Here is a 15,881-nt window from a genome sequence, read left to right as displayed (position 1 = left end):
GAGATTTTAGTGCCGGAACACCCGCACGCCGGTGAAGGCCATGGTCAGGCCCGCCTCGTCGGCCGCCGCGATCACCTCGGCGTCGCGCATCGACCCGCCCGGCTGAATCACCGCCGTGGCCCCGGCGGCGGCGGCTTCCAAGAGACCGTCCGCGAACGGGAAGAAGGCCTCGGACGCGCAGGCCGAGCCTTGGGCCAGCGAATGGGCCAGACCCTTGGCTTCGCCGGCCTCCCTGGCGCGGATGGCGGCGATGCGGGCGGAATCCTTGCGGTTCATCTGGCCGGCGCCGATGCCGGCCGTCTGGCCGTCCTTGGCGTAAACGATGGCGTTGGACTTGACGTGCTTGGCCACCACGAAGGCGAACAGCATGTCCTGGATCTCGGTCGGGGTCGGCTGGCGTCGGGTGACGATCTTCAGGTCCGCCGCCGTGATCCGCGCCGTATCGCGCGACTGGACCAGGAAGCCCCCGGCGACCGAGCGGAACACCTGACCCGCCGCCAGCGGATCGGGCAGGCCATCGGTCAGCAGCAGGCGCAGGTTCTTCTTGGCCGCGAACACGGCCTGGGCCGCCTCGTCGGCGCCCGGCGCGATGACCACTTCGGTGAAGATATCGGTGATCAATCGTGCATCGGCTTCGGTCAGGGGCCGGTTGACCGCCACCACCCCGCCGAAGGCCGAGACGGGATCGCATTCCAGAGCGCGGGCGTAGGCCTCGGACAGATCATTCCCGACCGCCACGCCGCAGGGGTTGGCGTGTTTCACGATCACACAGGCCGGCGCCTCGAACTCGGCCACCAGCTCATAGGCGGCGTCGGCGTCGGCGATGTTGTTGTAACCCAGTTCCTTGCCCTGAAGCTGGCGGGCGTTGGCGACGCCGGGGCGGGTTTCACTGGTGCGGTAGAAGGCCCCGGCCTGATGCGGGTTCTCGCCATAGCGCAGGGTCTGGGCCAGGGCGCCGGCGATGGATTTGCGCGCCGGGGCGGCGTCCTCGACCTGACCGGCGAACCAGCCGGACACGGCGGCGTCATAGGCGGCGGTGCGGGCGAAGGCCGCGGCGGCCAGACGCTTGCGCTGGTCCAGCGTCGTCCCGCCCTGCGATGCGGCCTGGGCCACCGCTTCGGCGCTGGCGCGATCAACGCAGACGGCGACATAGCCATGGTTCTTGGCGCCCGAGCGGATCATGGCCGGGCCGCCGATGTCGATATTCTCGACCGCCGCCTCGAAACCGCCGCCCGAGGCAACGGTTGATTCAAACGGATAAAGGTCGATCCAGACGATATCGATCGGGCCGACGCCATGGTCGGTCATGGCCTGGGCGTGGGCGGGGGCGTCGCGCACGCCCAAGAGGCCGCCATGCACCACCGGATGCAGGGTCTTGACCCGGCCGTCCATCATCTCCGGGAAGCCGGTCAGATCGGCGACGTCCCTGACCGGCAGGCCCAGGGCCGCGATGGCCGCCCGCGTGCCGCCGGTCGACACCAGTTCGACCCCCGCCGCATCCAGGGCGCGAACGACATCCTCCAGCCCCGCCTTGTCGGACAGGGAGATCAGGGCGCGGCGCGGCGCCACGCGGTCGGGCGCGGGCGGAAAATCGGGAGCGGCGGGCATGGGAGATGTCCGTGAGCTGAAATTGGGGAGGCGCGCGGCGCGTCTAGCATCCCCGGCGTTTCAGGTCACCCCGGCCGACGCATCGGCAATGGCTCAGCTTGCCGATGCGTCGGCCGTCTGCGACAAAATCGTGTTTGGGGAGCGTTGGAATGTTCAGACAGCTTTCGGTTATGGCGGGCCTGGCGCTCGCGATCGTTCTGGGCCTGGCCCAGCCTGCGGCCGCTCAAGTGACCATCAGCAGCAATGCGACAGGGGATGCGGCCAGCTTCAACGATTCCTTCCCCATGCCGGGCGAGGTCGTGCGTCCGCCCTATCTCGGCAATCTGTCGCAGTATTCGGTTTGGATACAGCGCGGATCGGCGACCCTGTTCGTTCGGCCAGTCATTTATGAGTGGGACAATCTGGCCCCGACGGGTGCGCCGGTCTGGACCGGGCCGGTAACCGAAATCACCAGCCCGACCTTCACCGAGACGTTTTTCACGCCGAATGTGTTTCTGGACCCGACCAAGAATTACTGGCTGGCGGTCGCTCAGGTGAACCCTGGCGAGTTCGGTCTTCTGGACGCCGGCATCGCCGATAATGACCCGAACGGCTATTATGCCTATCGCCGGGCGGCGACGGCCGATTGGGGCCGGTCGCTGGGGGGCGAACTGCATTTCAGCGCCGTCTTCGATGCGCCGCCCGGGCCGTCGCCTATTCCCACTCTGAGCGAATGGGCCATGATCCTGTTCGCTCTGGCTCTGGCGGGCGGCGCGGCGTGGCGGCTTCAGCGCCGGTCCCGAGCGGCCGCCTAGAGCGAACGGGTCTAGGCCGGATCGCCCGGCGCGCCGGCGGGGCTCAGTTTCCAGCGGATCTTGCTCTCGGCGTCGGTGCGGGCCGAGCCGCGCACCACGATCTGCAGCGACCGGCGTGTCAGGCCCTCGTCGATATGGACGCTGGGCTCGATGGCCACGTCCGGCCCGTCGGTGCGGAACCACCAGCCCCGGCCCGAGGCGCCGCGCAGCAGGATCGACCGCCGGTCTCGCGCCAGGGACGCCGACACCCCCGGCTCCAGCTGGAACCGGATCGCATAGGGGGCGGCGATGGCGCGCACCACCTTGTCCTGGCCCGGCGCGGGATGCAGCCGCTCTTCGGCGCGCAGTTCGTCCAGCCGCTGATCCAGATACAGCCGCCGCTGGTGCAACAGGCCGTGGGCCGCGGCCCAGCCGTCATGCTCCATCTCCAGCCACAGGGCGCCGTCGCCCTCGCGCGCCTCGGCTTCCACATGCAGGGCGCGGCCGACCAGGCGGGGCCCCAGCAGTTCGGCCTTCCAGCCGCCCAGAGGTTCGGCCGTCGAATGTTCGCCCAGGGTCAGGGTCGAATGACCGGGCGTCAGCCGCAGACCCTGACGCTCGGCCGCGCGCGGGGTCCAGCCGCAGCCGGTGATCAGCCGATCGCGTCCACAGACGATCTCCAGCGCCAGCGGCTGGGCGCAGGCCGCGCCGGCCCAGGCCCCGCGCGGCGGCGCGGCCGTATCGGCCATCACCGTCAACAGCGGGCTGCGCAGACGCACGAAGCCGCCGATCCGATCCAGGCCCGCCGTCACGCCCGGTTCGAAGGCGCCGTCGCCGACGTCTTCCTGGCTGCGGGCGGCGGCCACGCGCGCCGCGCTGGACGGCCCACCGCCGTGGAAGGTCGCCAGCCGGCCGTCCGGCAGGGCCAGGATGTCCAGGGCGGCGGTCAGGCGGTTTACGGCCTCGGTCACCGGCGCGGGCGTCGGCTCCGACAGCTGGCCCAGGGCGTCGTCCAGCGTCAGCAGGTCCAGAAGCAGCTCCAGGCCCGCTTCCGGCGCGTGAGAGGCGTGGGCGCCGTCGGCGGCCACCGTCTGGCGCAGGGCGCCGCCCAGACGCGCCAGAGCGGTCTTGCGCAGACGGACGCCGGGCGACCCGCCCAGCACGCATCCGGCCACGGCGGCGGCGGTCAACCGCTCGGCCCGGCCCGCCGTTCCGCCCGGCGGACGCAGCAGCTGGCGCGCCTGACGGCCCAGGATGTCGGCTAAACGCTGACGCTCGGCCTCATCCGCCACCTGCCCCATGCGGCGGGCGGCGGCCGACAGATTGAACACCCGCCGCGCCAGGATTTCCGGCCCCCAGGCGAAGGGGGACCAGCGGGCGAAGGTCTGGCCCCAGGCCAGGGTCAAATCCAGCGCCTGACGCGCGCCCCGTTCGCCCTGCAGCATCAGGCTGGGCAGCCAGGCGAAGGCGTGCAGTTCGACGGCGAAGGCGCGGCTGGGGCTGGGCCGGTTCCAGGGGTAAGCCCCGGCCTCGATGTCCTGGCTCAGGCCCGCCAGGGTGAACCGGCCCGACAGGATCGCCTTGCCCGCCGCCGGATCGACGGGTCGGAAGTCGCGCGGGGTGGCGGAAAAACCGGTGGCGCGGCGCCCCTTCAGCGTCAGGGCGTAGCCGGGTAGGCCATAAAGCTCGATCCACAGCTGGCGCGTCAGCATCCGTCCGGCCAGGGCGGGCCACAGGCCCGGCCCCGTCGTCGCCCCGCCTGTCCGCACCGGGGTGCGCACCGGCGCCCCGTGCAGGCCCGGAATCTGGCCCGGCCCGACCGAGGGCGTCTCGCGCGCGAACGGACCCATGGGACTCATGCCGGGCGCTTCAGCCCCGCGATATTGGCGCCATAGGCGTCAGGCCCGCCCCGGAACACGGCGGTGCCGGCCACCAGGGCGTCGGCCCCGGCTGCGACGCAGGCGGCGGCGTTGTCGACGGTGACCCCGCCATCGACCTGCAGATGCGCCGACGACCCGGCACGGTCCAGGATGGCGCGGGCGCGGGCGATCTTGTCCAGGGCCGAGGGAATGAATTTCTGGCCGCCGAAGCCCGGATTGACCGACATGATCAGCACCAGATCGACCAGATCGACCACATCTTCCAGGCTCGACAGCGGCGTGCCGGGGTTGAACACCACCCCCGCCTTGGCCCCCAGCTCGCGGATGGCGCCCAGGGTGCGGTGCAGGTGCGGCCCGCTCTCGGGATGGACGGTCAGGATGTCGGCCCCGGCGTCGCGATAGGCCTTCAGCCACGGATCGACCGGCGCGACCATCAGATGCACGTCGAACGGCAGGGACGTATGCGGCCGGATGGCCTTCACGATGTCGGGGCCCAGGGTGATGTTGGGCACGAAATGCCCGTCCATCACATCCACATGCACCCAGTCGGCGCCCGCCGCCTCAAGCGCCCGCACCTCCTCGCCCAGACGGGCGAAGTCGCTGGCGAGGATCGACGGACAGATCAGGGGCGTGGCCATGATCCGGGGATAAGGCGGGTCGCGCCGGGGGGCAAGGCGACTTGGAGCAGCAGCCCATCCGTGTTCTACACTTGTTCCATGAATGACGACGATGATTCCATCACCGACCTGTCCGGCGTCGAACCGGTGCGCGTCTATGAAGATGGCGACACCGGAGATCGCTTCCTGATCTACAGCACGGCGGCAGGGGTCCGCGCCGAGCTGAAATTCGACGGCGAGGCGTTATGGATGACCCAGGCCCAGATCGCGCAGATGTTCGGCCGGGACGTCTCGGTCGTGTCGCGCCACATCGCAGCGATCCTTCAGGAAGGTGAGCTCGAGGGCATCCCCGATTTGCATTTTTTGCAAATTAAGGGGCCGGCCGGACGCAGCGTCACCGCCTACAGCCTCGATATGGTGATCTCGGTCGGTTACCGGGTGAGTTCCGCACAGGCGACCCTGTTTCGGCGATGGGCGACGGCGGTGCTGGTCCGGTTCGCCACCAAGGGCTTTGTCGTCGATACCGAGCGGCTCAAGTCGGGCGGCGAACAGGATCGCATCGCCGAACTGCGCGAGATCATCCGCGACATCCGCAGTTCGGAAGCGAACGTCTATGCTGAAATCCGTCAGATATGCGCCTTCTGCCAGGACTATGATCCCAAATCTGAACGGTGGCGCGAGTTCTACCGGAACACCCAGGCCAAGCTCTGCTACGCGGTGACGAACCTCACGCCGGCCCAGGTCATCATTTCACGCGCCGACGCCGGACAGGACAACATGGGCCTACAGGTCTGGTCGGGTGACGCGGTGAAGTCTGCGGATGTGACGATCGCCAAAAATTATTTGAGGCCGCCGGAGATCAAGGAGCTTAACCGCCTGACCGACATTCTGTTGTCGATTTTCGAGGATCAGCTGGAGATCGGGCGGCTGACCACGATGGCTGAGGCGGAGATTCTGCTGGACCGACAGTTGCGCCAGTTGAATCGCATCCCCCTGACCCACGGCGGCGAAGTGAGCAAGGATCGCGCGGATCACGAGGCGCGTCGCCACTACAAGCTTTTCGACCAACGACGAAAAGCCGCCGAAAAGGCTCGTGTGGATCAGGAGTATGCAGACCTTCGGAAACAGTCCGAGGCCCTGCCCAAGCCCAGTCGCCGCAAGCCGAAACCTTAACCGACGCGCTCCAGCCGCGCGGCGAAGAAGCCATCCAGGCCGCCGTGTTCGGGCCATTGGCTGGGCAGGAGGCGCAGCCAGCCTTCGGGGGTCAGGGCCTCGGGCGGGGCGCCGATGGCGGCGGGGTCGGCTGGAACGGTGCGGAAGGCCGGGTTGCGGCGCAGGAAGGCCAGCACCTGGGTCTCGCCCTCCTCGCGCTCCAGCGAACAGGTGCAATAGACCAGCCGGCCGCCGGGCTTGACCCGTTCGGCCGCCGCATCCAGCAGGCGGTGCTGAACATCGGCCAGCTTGGCCACCTCGGTCGGGCGGGTGGCGCGCAGCGCCTCGGGATTGCGGCGATAGGTGCCGGTGGCGGTGCAGGGCGCGTCCAGCAGAACGGCGTCGAAGGTGCGGGCGTCGTCCCAGTCCTCGGCCGGAACGGCGATGACCTGGGCGTCCAGCCCCGTGCGAGCCAGATTGGCCGACAGGCGTTTCAGCCGCGCCTCTGACCGGTCCAGGGCCGTGACGGCGGCCCCTGTCGCCGCCAACTGCAGCGTCTTGCCCCCCGGCGCGGCGCACAGGTCCAGCACGGTCTCGCCGGCGCGCACGTCCAGCAGCCGGGCGGGAACGGCGGCGGCCGCGTCCTGAACCCACCAGTCGCCGGTGTCGAAGCCAGGCCATTGGGCGATGTCGCCGCGCCGCCCGGTGCGCACCGTACCGCCGGGCAGAACGAAGCCGTCCAGCGCCTGGGCCAGGGCGGCGGCGTCTGCACCGGGCTTCAGGCTCAGATCGGTCGGCGGTTCGTCGCGCCCGGCCAGGGCCAGGCCGATCATGACCGGCTCGCCATAGGTCGCGCGCCAGCGGGCCGCGATCCAGTCGGGCAGATTGGCCTCGGCCGTGGTCAGGCCCGGCCCCTCGCGGCCGATGGTGCGCAGCACCGCATTGACCAGACCCTTGTACGGCCGGGTCTTGGCGTCGCGTTCGGCCAGCTTCACGGCGGTGGAGACAGCGGCGAAGGCGGGCGTCTCCAGCACCAGAATCTGGGCCAGGGCGATGCGCAATATGGTCACCACCTGATCGTTGGGTCGCGCCTTCAGCCGGCGGTCCAGGATCTGGTCGATCTCGCCCAGGCGGCGCAGGGCGGCCATGGCCACGGCGCGGGCGAAGGCGCGGTCGGCCGGCGGCAGGGACGCCACCTCGCGGAAGGCCAGGGCCTCGTCCACGCCGTTGCGCTTCTCCAGAGCCGCGTTCAGCAGCACGCCCGCGGCGATGCGGGCCTCGACCCCGACCTCGGGGCCTTCATCGACACGCGGCGTCGGCTCGCGGCGCGGGGGACGCGGCCCGCGCGCCTTGTCGGCCATGCGGCGGCCACGGGCGTCGGAGTTGGTTCCGGGGCGCGGCGGACGGCTCAAACCGACACCTGCGTGCCCATTTCGACCACGCGGCCGGGCGGGATGTGGAAGAAGTCGGTCGGGTTGGCGGCGTTTCTCATCAGGAAGATATACAGCCGATCCTGCCACAGGGGCATGCCCTGACGCGCCGACGGCACCAGCGAGCGGCGGCCCAGGAAGAAGCTGGTCGACATGATGTCGAACTTCAGCCCCTGTTTGCGGCACAGGCCCAGGGCGCGCGGGATGTTGGGCGTCTCCATGAAGCCATAGGTGACGACGATGCGCTTGAAGTCGTCGCTGACCGGTTCGAAGGCCACGCGCTTGGCCTCCGGCACGCGCGGCCGATCGGCGGTGCGGACGGTCAGGATGATGTTCTTCTCGTGCAGCACCTTGTTGTGCTTGAGGTTGTGCATCAGGGCGACGGGCGCGACCTCGGGGTCGGACGTCAGGAACACCGCCGTGCCGGGCGCGCGATGCGGCGGCCGGGCGCGTAGCATCTCGATCAGATCGCCCATCGGCAGGCTGTCCTTGCGCGTCTTGGCCGCCAGGATCTGCGACCCGCGCACCCAGGTCCACATGACCAGCACCAGCCCCCCGCCCAGCACCAGCGGCGCCCAGGCCCCCTGCGGGATCTTAAGCAGGTTGGAGCCGAAGAAGGCCGCATCGATGATCAGGAAGGGGGTGATGGCCACGATCGAAAGCGGCAGGCTCCACTTCCACAGCCGCCGCACGATGAACCAGGCCAGAAGACTGTCCACCAGCATGGCCCCGGTCACCGACACCCCATAGGCGCCCGCCAGCTGGGACGACGACGGGAACATGGCCAGCAGCAGCAGCACCCCGACCAGCATCAGGCCGTTGACCGTGGGCACATAGATCTGGCCCGCCTGGCTCTCGCTGGTCTGGCGGATGGTCAGGCGCGGCAGAAGACCCAGCTGCACCGCTTGCTGGGTCAGGGAGAAGGCGCCGGTGATGACCGCCTGGCTGGCGATCACCGTGGCGCAGGTGGCCAGCATCAGCACCGGCCAGTAGATCGCCTGGGGGATCATCTCCCAGAAGGGGTTCACCCGCGCCGAAGGATCGCTCAGCACCAGGGCGCCCTGGCCCAGATAGTTCAGCATCAGGCACGGCAGGATGAAGGCGACCCATCCGAACCGGATCGGCGCCTTACCGAAATGGCCCATGTCGGTGTACAGCGCCTCGGCCCCCGTGACGGCCAGGAAGACGCTGCCCAGCACGATGAAGCCCATGGGGCCGCTGTCGAACAGGAACATCAGCCCATAGTGGGGCGACAGGGCCCGCAGCACCGACGGATCGTCGAAGATGTGCAGCACCCCCAGGCCGGCCATGACCAGGAACCACACCGCCGTGATCGGCCCGAAGAAGCGCGCCATGCTGGCCGTGCCGCGCGACTGGACCAAAAACAGGGCGATCAATATGCCCGCCGCGATCGGCAGGATGAACGGGTCCAGCCCGCCGTTCAGGCCCGGCGCGTCGCCCAGCCCCTCGACCGCCGACAGCACCGACACCGCCGGCGTCAGAACCCCGTCGCCATAGAACAGCGCCGCCCCGCACACCCCCAGCAGGAAGACCAAGGCCGACCGCCGGCCCAGAGCGTGCTGGGCCAGGGCCATCAGCGCCAGGGTGCCCCCCTCGCCCTTGTTGTCGGCCCGCATCAGGAAGACGACGTATTTGACCGTCACCACCAGGAACAGCGCCCAGAACACCAGCGACAGCACCCCCAGCACCGCCAGATCGTCGGCCCCGCCGCCGCGCGAATGGGCCAGGGCCTCGCGCAGGGCGTAGAGCGGGCTGGTGCCGATGTCGCCGAAGACCACGCCGATGGCGCCCATGGTCAACAGCCAGAAGCCGCCATGGCCGTGACCGCCGGCCTGCGGCGTCGGTTCGGTGGGGGCGGCGGGCGGGGCGGCCTCGTCGCGGGCGTCGGGCCCGGCCATGCGGTTTCTCCAGGCGTCGCCGGGGAGGGGCGGGCCCATCAAGAGCGGCGGGCCTTTAGACCCTTTCTGCGCCCCGTTCAATCGCGCGGCGGGGCGCTGGGGTTCCGGCGTTTGTGAATCCGGCGCCGAACGCCTAAATTGAAGCCAGAAACGCCATGTCCGACAGCCAACGCTTTCCCGTCGCCGCCCACGCCCTGGCCTATCTGGCCCACAAGGGCGCCTATGGTCCCGCCCAGGCGGCGCCCAGCGCGGTGCTGGCCGCCTCGGTGCCGACCAATCCGGTGGTGATCCGGCGCGTCACCGCCATGCTGGCCAAGGCGGGGCTGATCGCCACGCGGTCCGGCGCGTCTGGCGGCTCATGGCTGTTGCGCAAACCCGAGGACATTCGGCTGGACGAGGTGCTGCGCGCCGTCAACGGTTGCGCCCACCTGGGGTCGCCGCCTGCGGGGGCCAAGGGCTGTCCGGTGGGCGAGCATATCCCGCGCCAGGTGGCCAAGGCCCTGACCGCGGCCGATGCGGCGGCGGCCGACGCCCTGAACCGCATCACCATCGCCGATCTGCTGGCGGCCGATCCGGCCAGTCTGGCCGGGATCAAGGTTCCGGCTTGAAGCGCACCGTTCTGATCACCGGCGCCTCGGCCGGCATCGGCGCCGATCTGGCGCGCGAATGCGCCCGGCGCGGTCACAACCTGATCCTGACCGCGCGGCGCGAGGCCCCGATGCAGGCCCTGGCGGCTGAAATCGCCGCCGCCGCGCAGGTGACCGTGCTGGTGGAGGATCTGGCCGATCCCGCCGCGCCCCGGCGTCTGGCCCAGGCGGTGGCGGATCGCGGTCTGACGGTGGACGGCCTGGTCAACAATGCGGGTTTTTCCCGCACCGCGGGCTTTCTGAATACCGACCCGGCCGATCACGCCGCCATGGTGCGGGTCATGCTGTCGGCGCCGGTCGAACTGGCGCGGATCTTCGCGCCAGGCATGGTCGAGCGGGGATACGGCCGCATCCTGAACGTCGCCTCCCTGGCCGGGCGCATGCCGGCGACCGGCGGCGACACCCTGTACGGGCCGATCAAGAGCTTCCTGATCAAATGGTCGCAAGGCCTGCATCTGGAAATGGCCGGGACCGGCGTGCATGTCACCGTGCTGAACCCCGGCTACACCCTGACCGAGTTTCACGACGCCAACGGCACCCGCGACCAGGTGTCGGCCGCCTATCCCGGCTGGATGTGGATGCGGTCGCCCGATGTGGCCCGGATCGGCTGGGCGGCGGTCGAGGCGAACCGCGCGGCGGTGACGCCGGGGGTCATGAACAACATCCTGGGCGGCCTGGTCAAACACCTGCCTGACGGGATGGCGCTGAAGATGGTCGGCGGCCACGCCAAACGGCTGGGCCGGGTCTAAGGCGTCCAGCCTGGCGCGGGTGGCTAGTGCCCGCCCTGCGGATAGGGGGTGGTGACGCCCGAGCTGATCATGCCGGGCAGGGCTTCGGACAGGCCGATCAGGATGAACTGGATGGCCAGGGCGCACAGGATCAGGCCCAGCACCCGCACGATGATCGACATGCCCACATCGCCCAGGATGCGGCTGATCGGCCCGGTCAAGGCGAAACACAGGAAGGACACCGCCGCCGCCGCCGCGATGGCGATCACCCCCGCTGCCGTGCCCGCCGGCCCGACCTTTTCGGCCTCGCCCGCCTGGATGATGATGGTCGAGATGGCGCCCGGCCCGATCATCAGCGGAATGGCGAAGGGCACCACCAGCCGCTGGAACCGCCGCCGGGCGTAACCGCGCACGTCCATGGCGTCATGGGCGGCGTCGGAATCGGTGAAGGACTTCAAGAAGTCCTCCCGCGTCATGTCCAGGCCCAGCAGCAGCAGCAGAATGCCGCCTGCGATGCGGAAGGCCGCCAGCGAAATCCCGAAGAATTGCAGCAGGCTCAGGCCCGTGAAGAAGAAGAAGGCCAGAAACGCCGCCACGAAGACGCAGATCAGGGCGGCGACCGACAGCCGTTGCCGGGTGCTGGCCCCGGCGGTGGCGGCGGCGAAGATGGGGATGTTGCCGATCGGATCGACCAGGGCGAACAGCGCCACGAACAGGTTGACCCCCAGATCGACCGCGTCCATGACCTGCCCTCGCCCTCAAACCGAATTGCGTCGAACTGCTTAGCCGTTCGGCGGGAGCCCGTCGATGACCTCGCCGCTGCTGAATGACCCGCGCCTGATCGTCGGGCTGGACCTGCCCTCGGTCGAGGTCGCGCGCGACATGGTGGATCGCATCGGCGATGTGGTCACCTTCTACAAGGTGGGGCTGACCCTGCTGGCCCGGCCCGGCGGCGTCGCCTTCGCCCACGACCTGCGGGCGCGGGGCAAACAGGTGTTTCAGGACTGGAAGCTGCATGACATCGGCGCCCAGGTCGAAGGGGCCGCCCGCGCCGTGGCCGACGGCGGCTGCGACCTGCTGACCGTCCATGCCGAGCCTCAGGTCATGACGGCGGCGGCCAGGGGTGCGGCCGGGTCGGGGACGAAGGTTCTGGCCGTCACCGTCCTGACCAGCCTGTCGGACGACGATCTGAAGGCCATCGGCTATGGCGCCACGGCGGCCGAACTGGTGGCGCGGCGGGTGCATCAGGCGCTGGACTGCGGCGTCGACGGCGTGGTGTCCAGCCCGCTGGAGGCGGCGGCGGCGCGCGCGGCGGCCGATGCGGCGGGACGGCCCGACTTCCTGATCGTCACCCCCGGCGTGCGGCCGGCCGGCGCGGACCTGGGCGATCAGCAGCGGGTGGCGACGCCCGCGGCCGCCCTGACGGCGGGGGCCAGCCATCTGGTCGTGGCCCGGCCGGTGATCGCCGACGCCAGCCCGATGATGGCCGCCGCCCGCATCGCGGCGGAAATGAGCGAAGTCCGCCTCAGGGCTTGAGCAGGGCGGTCGAGGCGGCCTCCAGCCGCGTCTCCAGCTCGGCCATGAACTCGGCCCGCTTCAGCCCGGCCGGAATGGGCGGCAGGAATTCGAACACCACCAGCCCCGGCCGCCGGATGAAGCCGTGCGCGGGCCAGTGCACGCCCGAATTGGTCGCCAGCGGCCAGCAGGGGCTGTCCAGGTCGCGATAAAGAGCGGCGATGCCGGGCTTGTAGTCGGGGGCCGCGCCCGGCGCCTGGCGGGTGCCTTCGGGAAAGATCAGGATCTGCCGGCCCTCTGCGTGGCGATCGCGCGCCTGGCGCACCATGCCTTTCAGCGCCTTGGAATGGGCCGAACGGTCCACGGCGATCATCCGTGTCTTCCAGGCGAACCAGCCGAAGAAGGGCAGGGGCATCAGCTCCTTCTTCAGCACGAAACAGGGGTCGTCCAGCATGGCGAAGGGCGCCACCACGTCCAGCATGCCCTGGTGCTTGCCCGCGATCAGGGCCGAGCCGGTCGGCCGATGCTCCAGCCCGCGCACCTCGACCCGCACCCCGGCGATCCAGCGCAGGCCGAACAGCACGAACCGCGACCACAGCTTGATCACCCCCATGGCGTAGCGGTGGGGCATCAGCAGCGCCGGCGACAGGCCGACCGCATAGATCACCATCGACAGATACAGCCACAGGGTGAAGGCCAGCGAACGCAGAACGATCACGGCCGCGCGCCCGCCTTGACGCCCGCCTTTTTGGCCGCCGCCTCGAACGCGGGCTGGGGATCGACCGAGCCGCCGGTCAGCCGCCGCACGCCCTCGCGCACCAGAACGGCCAGATACTTCATGTATTCCAATGTCATGCGCCGCGCGGTGACGGCGGCCCGCCACCAGCCGCTGTCGTCCAGCGACGGGGTGGACACCGCATAGGGCGTCAGCTGCACCCCGCGCGCGGCCGAGCGGATCTCCACCAGGCTGCGCGGCATGTGATAGTCGGACGTCACCACGATCAGATGGTCATAGCCGCGCGCCCGCGCCCAGGCGGCGATCTCCTGGGCGTTGCCGGTGGTGGTCTCGGCCTCGAACCCCAGATCGACGCAGCAGTTGAACAGCCGTTTGGACCCCGGCGTCAGGGCGCTGAGTTCCTGGCGGCGCACCTCGCGGTTGACGCCCGAGATCAGCAGCCGCTTGCCCTTGCCCTGTTCCAGCAGCCGCATGGCGACATTGACCCGCTCGGCCGACGGTCCGGTCAGGGCCACGATGGCGTCGGCGCGCGCCGGCTCCTCGGCAGGCGTCAGGCCGCGCACCCGCTCGGCGAAGGCGAACAGCCCCACCAGCCAGACCAGGGCGACGATGCCGATCAGGGCCAGGAATTTCATCGGTCCTTCCTACCGCCGGGCGTGGCGGGGGCCAAGATCGCTCAGCACGGCGATTCGCGCCGCGACAAGCGCCACCGTAGCGGCGATCAGCGGGATCGGCGAGAGCAGCATCAGGTCGCTCCACGCCACCGGCAGGGCGGGGGTCAGCCCCTCGGCCCCGCCCAGCAGCCGCATCCCCGCCAGCAGGAGCGCCGCCGTTCCGACCCCGCCTGCGCCCGCGCCCGCCGCCAGCAGGCCATAGCGGCGCATGAACAGGGCCGCGATCGCCCCGTCGGTCGCGCCGTTCAGCCGCAGGGTCTCCACCACCGTCCGATTGGCCGCCAGTCCCGCGCGCGTCGCATAGACCACCGCCGCGCCCGCCGCTCCGGCCGTCAGCAGGAAGGCCGCCGCCGCCAGAGCGGTGATCAGAGCCGCCGCCCGCTGGACCTCGCCGCGCCACTGGGAATGGTCGTCCACCGTGGCGTCCAGCCCCGCCTGGGCCAGGGCGCGGCTCAAGGTCGCGATCCCGGCCGGCGCCTCGGGGTCCAGCCGCACCGTCACCAGCATGGGAAGGGCCAGGTCCGGCAGGATGGCTTCGCCCAGCCAGGGCCGCAGCAGGGCCTCGGACGCGCGCCGGTCCAGGGCCTCGGCCTCGGCCACCCCGTCCACGCCCGACAGAACCTCGGCGGCGCGGGCCGCGGCGGTCGCCTCGGTCTCATTGGCGCGGGGCCGCACCTGGACGGTCGCTTCGGCCCGCAGCCGCCCGGCCCAGCCGTGCGCCGCCCGGTCCGCCGCCAGTCCGCCCGCGCCCGCCAAGCCCGCCAGCAGGCACAGCACGGCGATGACCGCCGCCAGCCATGGCTCGCCCGCCGCATCGCGCGGCAGAAGATCGGCCCGCCCCAGACCGGTCCGCCCCAGATCGGCCCCCCGTCTCATGCCGCCGCCTCCAGTCGCCCGCCGCTCAGGCGCAGCACCGTCGCCCCCGAACGCCCGGCCAGATCCTGGTCGTGGCTGGCGATCAACAGGGTGGTCCCCTGGCGGTTCAGGGTCTGGAACAGGCGCAGCAGGCGCTGGGCCATGGCGGCGTCGACGCTGCCGGTCGGCTCGTCCGCCACGATCAGTTCGGGCCGGGCCAGCACCGCCCGGGCGATGGCCAGCCGCTGCTTCTCGCCGCCGGACAGGGCCGGGGGCTGCGCCTCCAGCCGGTCGCCCAGTCCGACCCAGGCCAGCATTTCGCGCACATCCCCGGCGTAGTCGGCCGCCCGATCCCCCGCCAGCCGCAGCGGCAGGGCGGCGTTGTCGAAGACGCTGAGGTGATCCAGCAGGCGGAAATCCTGGAACACCGCCCCGATACGGCGGCGAAATCCGGGCAGGGCGGCGCGCGGCGCCTGGGTCGCATCCTGTCCGAACAGGGTGATTCGCCCCTCGGTCGGCCGTTCGGCCAGGGTCAGCAGCTTCAGCAGGGTCGATTTTCCCGCCCCCGACGGCCCGGTAAGGAAGTGGAAAGAGCCGCGCGGCAAAATCAGGTTAACGTCCCGAAGCACCTGGGGCGCTTCCGCATAGCCGAAACCCACGCCGTCCAGTCGGGCGGTCGGGGTCGAAGCGGCGGTCGCGGCGCGGCGGGTTTCGGGCGTCATCGGGTTTCAGCTAGGTTCAGCGGGGCCGCCGCGCGCCGCACGGGAGGGGGCGTTACGCCTCGCAGTCAGCCGCCATGATACTGACCTGCCCCGCCTGCGCCACCAGCTATTTCGCCCCCGACGACGTGATCGGCCCGATGGGGCGCAAGGTCCGCTGCCAGTCCTGCGGCGAAACCTGGAAGGCCTTGTCTGAAGACCCGCTGGAGCTGACGGCCGCCGCGCCCGCGCCCGGCTTCACGCCCCGGCCCGATCCGAAACCCGAGTTCGAGGGGGATGCGGACCCCGAAGCCCCGAACGAAAACCTGGCCGAAACCCCGGCGCCGGAACTGCCGCGCGCCTTCCGCGCCCGGGCCGAACATCAGCGCCGCCTGCGCCGCGCCGCTGCCCATGGGGTGACCTGGGCCGGTCTGGCCAGCGTCTTCGTGGGCCTTCTGGCCGCCGGCTGGATCTTCCGCGTCGATGTGGTCGAAATGTATCCGCGCGCGGCCAGCGCCTACGCCTTCGTGGGCGCCCGTGTGAACCCCACCGGCCTGGATTTCGAGGCCGTGGGCGCCCGCGCCCTGACCCACGATCCGGGCGTGGTCATGGTGTCTGGCGCCCCGCGCAATGTCCGCGACCGCGAGAT

Annotated in this window: 16 protein-coding genes; 6 read left to right on the top strand and 10 right to left on the bottom strand. The window is 70.6% G+C overall.

The features are described 5' to 3' along the window. Positions 1-6: 6 nt before the first annotated feature. A complete protein-coding gene (gene purH, locus Q0581_RS10360; RefSeq protein ID WP_298699999.1) occupies positions 7-1,608 on the bottom strand; it encodes a bifunctional phosphoribosylaminoimidazolecarboxamide formyltransferase/IMP cyclohydrolase in 1,602 nt (533 codons plus the stop codon). A 149-nt stretch (positions 1,609-1,757) separates the two neighbouring features. On the opposite strand from purH, the gene Q0581_RS10355 reads away from it, so the two are divergent. Next, positions 1,758-2,402 carry an IPTL-CTERM sorting domain-containing protein gene (locus Q0581_RS10355; protein WP_298699998.1) on the top strand — a complete coding sequence of 215 codons (645 nt, stop codon included), beginning with the start codon at positions 1,758-1,760 and terminating at the stop codon, positions 2,400-2,402. Between the two features lie 11 nt (positions 2,403-2,413). Here Q0581_RS10355 and Q0581_RS10350 read toward each other — a convergent pair whose 3' ends face one another. Both Q0581_RS10350 and rpe read right to left on the bottom strand, forming a co-directional pair. Then, entirely contained in the window at positions 2,414-4,240 is a 1,827-nt protein-coding gene (locus Q0581_RS10350; RefSeq protein ID WP_298699996.1) for a heparinase II/III family protein, read from the bottom strand. Further along, entirely contained in the window at positions 4,237-4,899 is a 663-nt protein-coding gene (gene rpe, locus Q0581_RS10345; protein ID WP_298699993.1) for a ribulose-phosphate 3-epimerase, read from the bottom strand. The genes Q0581_RS10350 and rpe overlap by 4 nt, the downstream gene beginning before the upstream one ends. A gap of 78 nt (positions 4,900-4,977) precedes the next feature. Here rpe and rhuM point away from each other — a divergent pair, with 78 nt between their 5' ends. Beyond that, complete coding sequence (gene rhuM / locus Q0581_RS10340) at positions 4,978-6,051, top strand: RhuM family protein (protein ID WP_298699991.1); 1,074 nt, start codon at positions 4,978-4,980, stop codon at positions 6,049-6,051. Here rhuM and Q0581_RS10335 read toward each other — a convergent pair. Together Q0581_RS10335 and Q0581_RS10330 are read right to left on the bottom strand one after the other, a co-directional pair. Further along, positions 6,048-7,442, bottom strand: a complete 1,395-nt coding sequence (locus Q0581_RS10335; RefSeq protein ID WP_298699990.1) for an RsmB/NOP family class I SAM-dependent RNA methyltransferase — start codon at positions 7,440-7,442, stop codon at positions 6,048-6,050. The two genes, rhuM and Q0581_RS10335, sit on opposite strands and share 4 nt — an antisense overlap. Next, positions 7,439-9,379, bottom strand: a complete 1,941-nt coding sequence (locus tag Q0581_RS10330) for a potassium transporter Kup (RefSeq protein WP_298699988.1) — start codon at positions 9,377-9,379, stop codon at positions 7,439-7,441. The genes Q0581_RS10335 and Q0581_RS10330 overlap by 4 nt, the downstream gene beginning before the upstream one ends. A 155-nt stretch (positions 9,380-9,534) precedes the next feature. Here Q0581_RS10330 and Q0581_RS10325 point away from each other — a divergent pair, with 155 nt between their 5' ends. Together Q0581_RS10325 and Q0581_RS10320 are read left to right on the top strand one after the other, a co-directional pair. Continuing rightward, entirely contained in the window at positions 9,535-9,987 is a 453-nt protein-coding gene (locus tag Q0581_RS10325) for an Rrf2 family transcriptional regulator (protein WP_298699987.1), read from the top strand. Next, entirely contained in the window at positions 9,984-10,775 is a 792-nt protein-coding gene (locus tag Q0581_RS10320; RefSeq protein ID WP_298699985.1) for an SDR family oxidoreductase, read from the top strand. The genes Q0581_RS10325 and Q0581_RS10320 overlap by 4 nt, the downstream gene beginning before the upstream one ends. A gap of 23 nt (positions 10,776-10,798) precedes the next feature. On the opposite strand, the gene Q0581_RS10315 is transcribed toward Q0581_RS10320, so the two are convergent. Further along, positions 10,799-11,497 (bottom strand): MarC family protein, encoded by a 699-nt coding sequence (locus Q0581_RS10315; RefSeq protein WP_298699983.1) that lies wholly within the window; start codon positions 11,495-11,497, stop codon positions 10,799-10,801. Between the two features lie 76 nt (positions 11,498-11,573). On the opposite strand from Q0581_RS10315, the gene pyrF reads away from it, so the two are divergent. After that, complete coding sequence (gene pyrF, locus Q0581_RS10310; RefSeq protein ID WP_298700032.1) at positions 11,574-12,290, top strand: orotidine-5'-phosphate decarboxylase; 717 nt, start codon at positions 11,574-11,576, stop codon at positions 12,288-12,290. Here the strand turns inward: pyrF and Q0581_RS10305 are convergent. Genes Q0581_RS10305 through Q0581_RS10290 form a run of 4 tightly spaced genes read right to left on the bottom strand, consistent with a single transcriptional unit; the run spans position 12,280 to position 15,256 of the window. After that, positions 12,280-12,987, bottom strand: a complete 708-nt coding sequence (locus tag Q0581_RS10305; RefSeq protein WP_298699981.1) for a lysophospholipid acyltransferase family protein — start codon at positions 12,985-12,987, stop codon at positions 12,280-12,282. The two genes, pyrF and Q0581_RS10305, sit on opposite strands and share 11 nt — an antisense overlap. Beyond that, on the bottom strand, positions 12,984-13,640 hold the full coding sequence (locus Q0581_RS10300; RefSeq protein ID WP_298699980.1) for a YdcF family protein: 657 nt from the start codon (positions 13,638-13,640) through the stop codon (positions 12,984-12,986). Before Q0581_RS10300 ends, Q0581_RS10305 begins: the two co-directional genes overlap by 4 nt. Positions 13,641-13,649: 9 nt before the next feature. Continuing rightward, on the bottom strand, positions 13,650-14,555 hold the full coding sequence (locus Q0581_RS10295) for an FtsX-like permease family protein (RefSeq protein WP_298699978.1): 906 nt from the start codon (positions 14,553-14,555) through the stop codon (positions 13,650-13,652). Then, positions 14,552-15,256, bottom strand: coding sequence for an ATP-binding cassette domain-containing protein (locus Q0581_RS10290; RefSeq protein WP_298699976.1), 705 nt, complete (start codon positions 15,254-15,256; stop codon positions 14,552-14,554). Before Q0581_RS10290 ends, Q0581_RS10295 begins: the two co-directional genes overlap by 4 nt. Positions 15,257-15,330: 74 nt before the next feature. On the opposite strand from Q0581_RS10290, the gene Q0581_RS10285 reads away from it, so the two are divergent. Continuing rightward, positions 15,331-15,881 (top strand): MJ0042-type zinc finger domain-containing protein (locus tag Q0581_RS10285; protein ID WP_298699975.1); only part of this gene is annotated, 551 nt, incomplete at its 3' end.

It is taken from the genome of uncultured Brevundimonas sp. (genome assembly GCF_937863155.1).
GTDB lineage: Bacteria > Pseudomonadota > Alphaproteobacteria > Caulobacterales > Caulobacteraceae > Brevundimonas.
This window is presented reverse-complemented; position numbering and strand designations above follow the sequence as displayed.

Excerpts from the sequence above, each read along its gene's own strand:
- Q0581_RS10290 (WP_298699976.1), bottom strand. The coding sequence starts at position 15,256 with ATGACGCCCGAAACCCGCCGCGCCGCGACCGCCGCTTCGACCCCGACC.
- Q0581_RS10355 (WP_298699998.1), top strand. The coding sequence starts at position 1,758 with ATGTTCAGACAGCTTTCGGTTATGGCGGGCCTGGCGCTCGCGATCGTT.
- Q0581_RS10325 (WP_298699987.1), top strand. The coding sequence starts at position 9,535 with ATGTCCGACAGCCAACGCTTTCCCGTCGCCGCCCACGCCCTGGCCTAT.
- Q0581_RS10295 (WP_298699978.1), bottom strand. The coding sequence starts at position 14,555 with ATGAGACGGGGGGCCGATCTGGGGCGGACCGGTCTGGGGCGGGCCGAT.
- purH (WP_298699999.1), bottom strand. The coding sequence starts at position 1,608 with ATGCCCGCCGCTCCCGATTTTCCGCCCGCGCCCGACCGCGTGGCGCCG.
- rhuM (WP_298699991.1), top strand. The coding sequence starts at position 4,978 with ATGAATGACGACGATGATTCCATCACCGACCTGTCCGGCGTCGAACCG.
- Q0581_RS10330 (WP_298699988.1), bottom strand. The coding sequence starts at position 9,379 with ATGGCCGGGCCCGACGCCCGCGACGAGGCCGCCCCGCCCGCCGCCCCC.
- rpe (WP_298699993.1), bottom strand. The coding sequence starts at position 4,899 with ATGGCCACGCCCCTGATCTGTCCGTCGATCCTCGCCAGCGACTTCGCC.
- Q0581_RS10350 (WP_298699996.1), bottom strand. The coding sequence starts at position 4,240 with ATGAGTCCCATGGGTCCGTTCGCGCGCGAGACGCCCTCGGTCGGGCCG.
- Q0581_RS10315 (WP_298699983.1), bottom strand. The coding sequence starts at position 11,497 with ATGGACGCGGTCGATCTGGGGGTCAACCTGTTCGTGGCGCTGTTCGCC.
- Q0581_RS10300 (WP_298699980.1), bottom strand. The coding sequence starts at position 13,640 with ATGAAATTCCTGGCCCTGATCGGCATCGTCGCCCTGGTCTGGCTGGTG.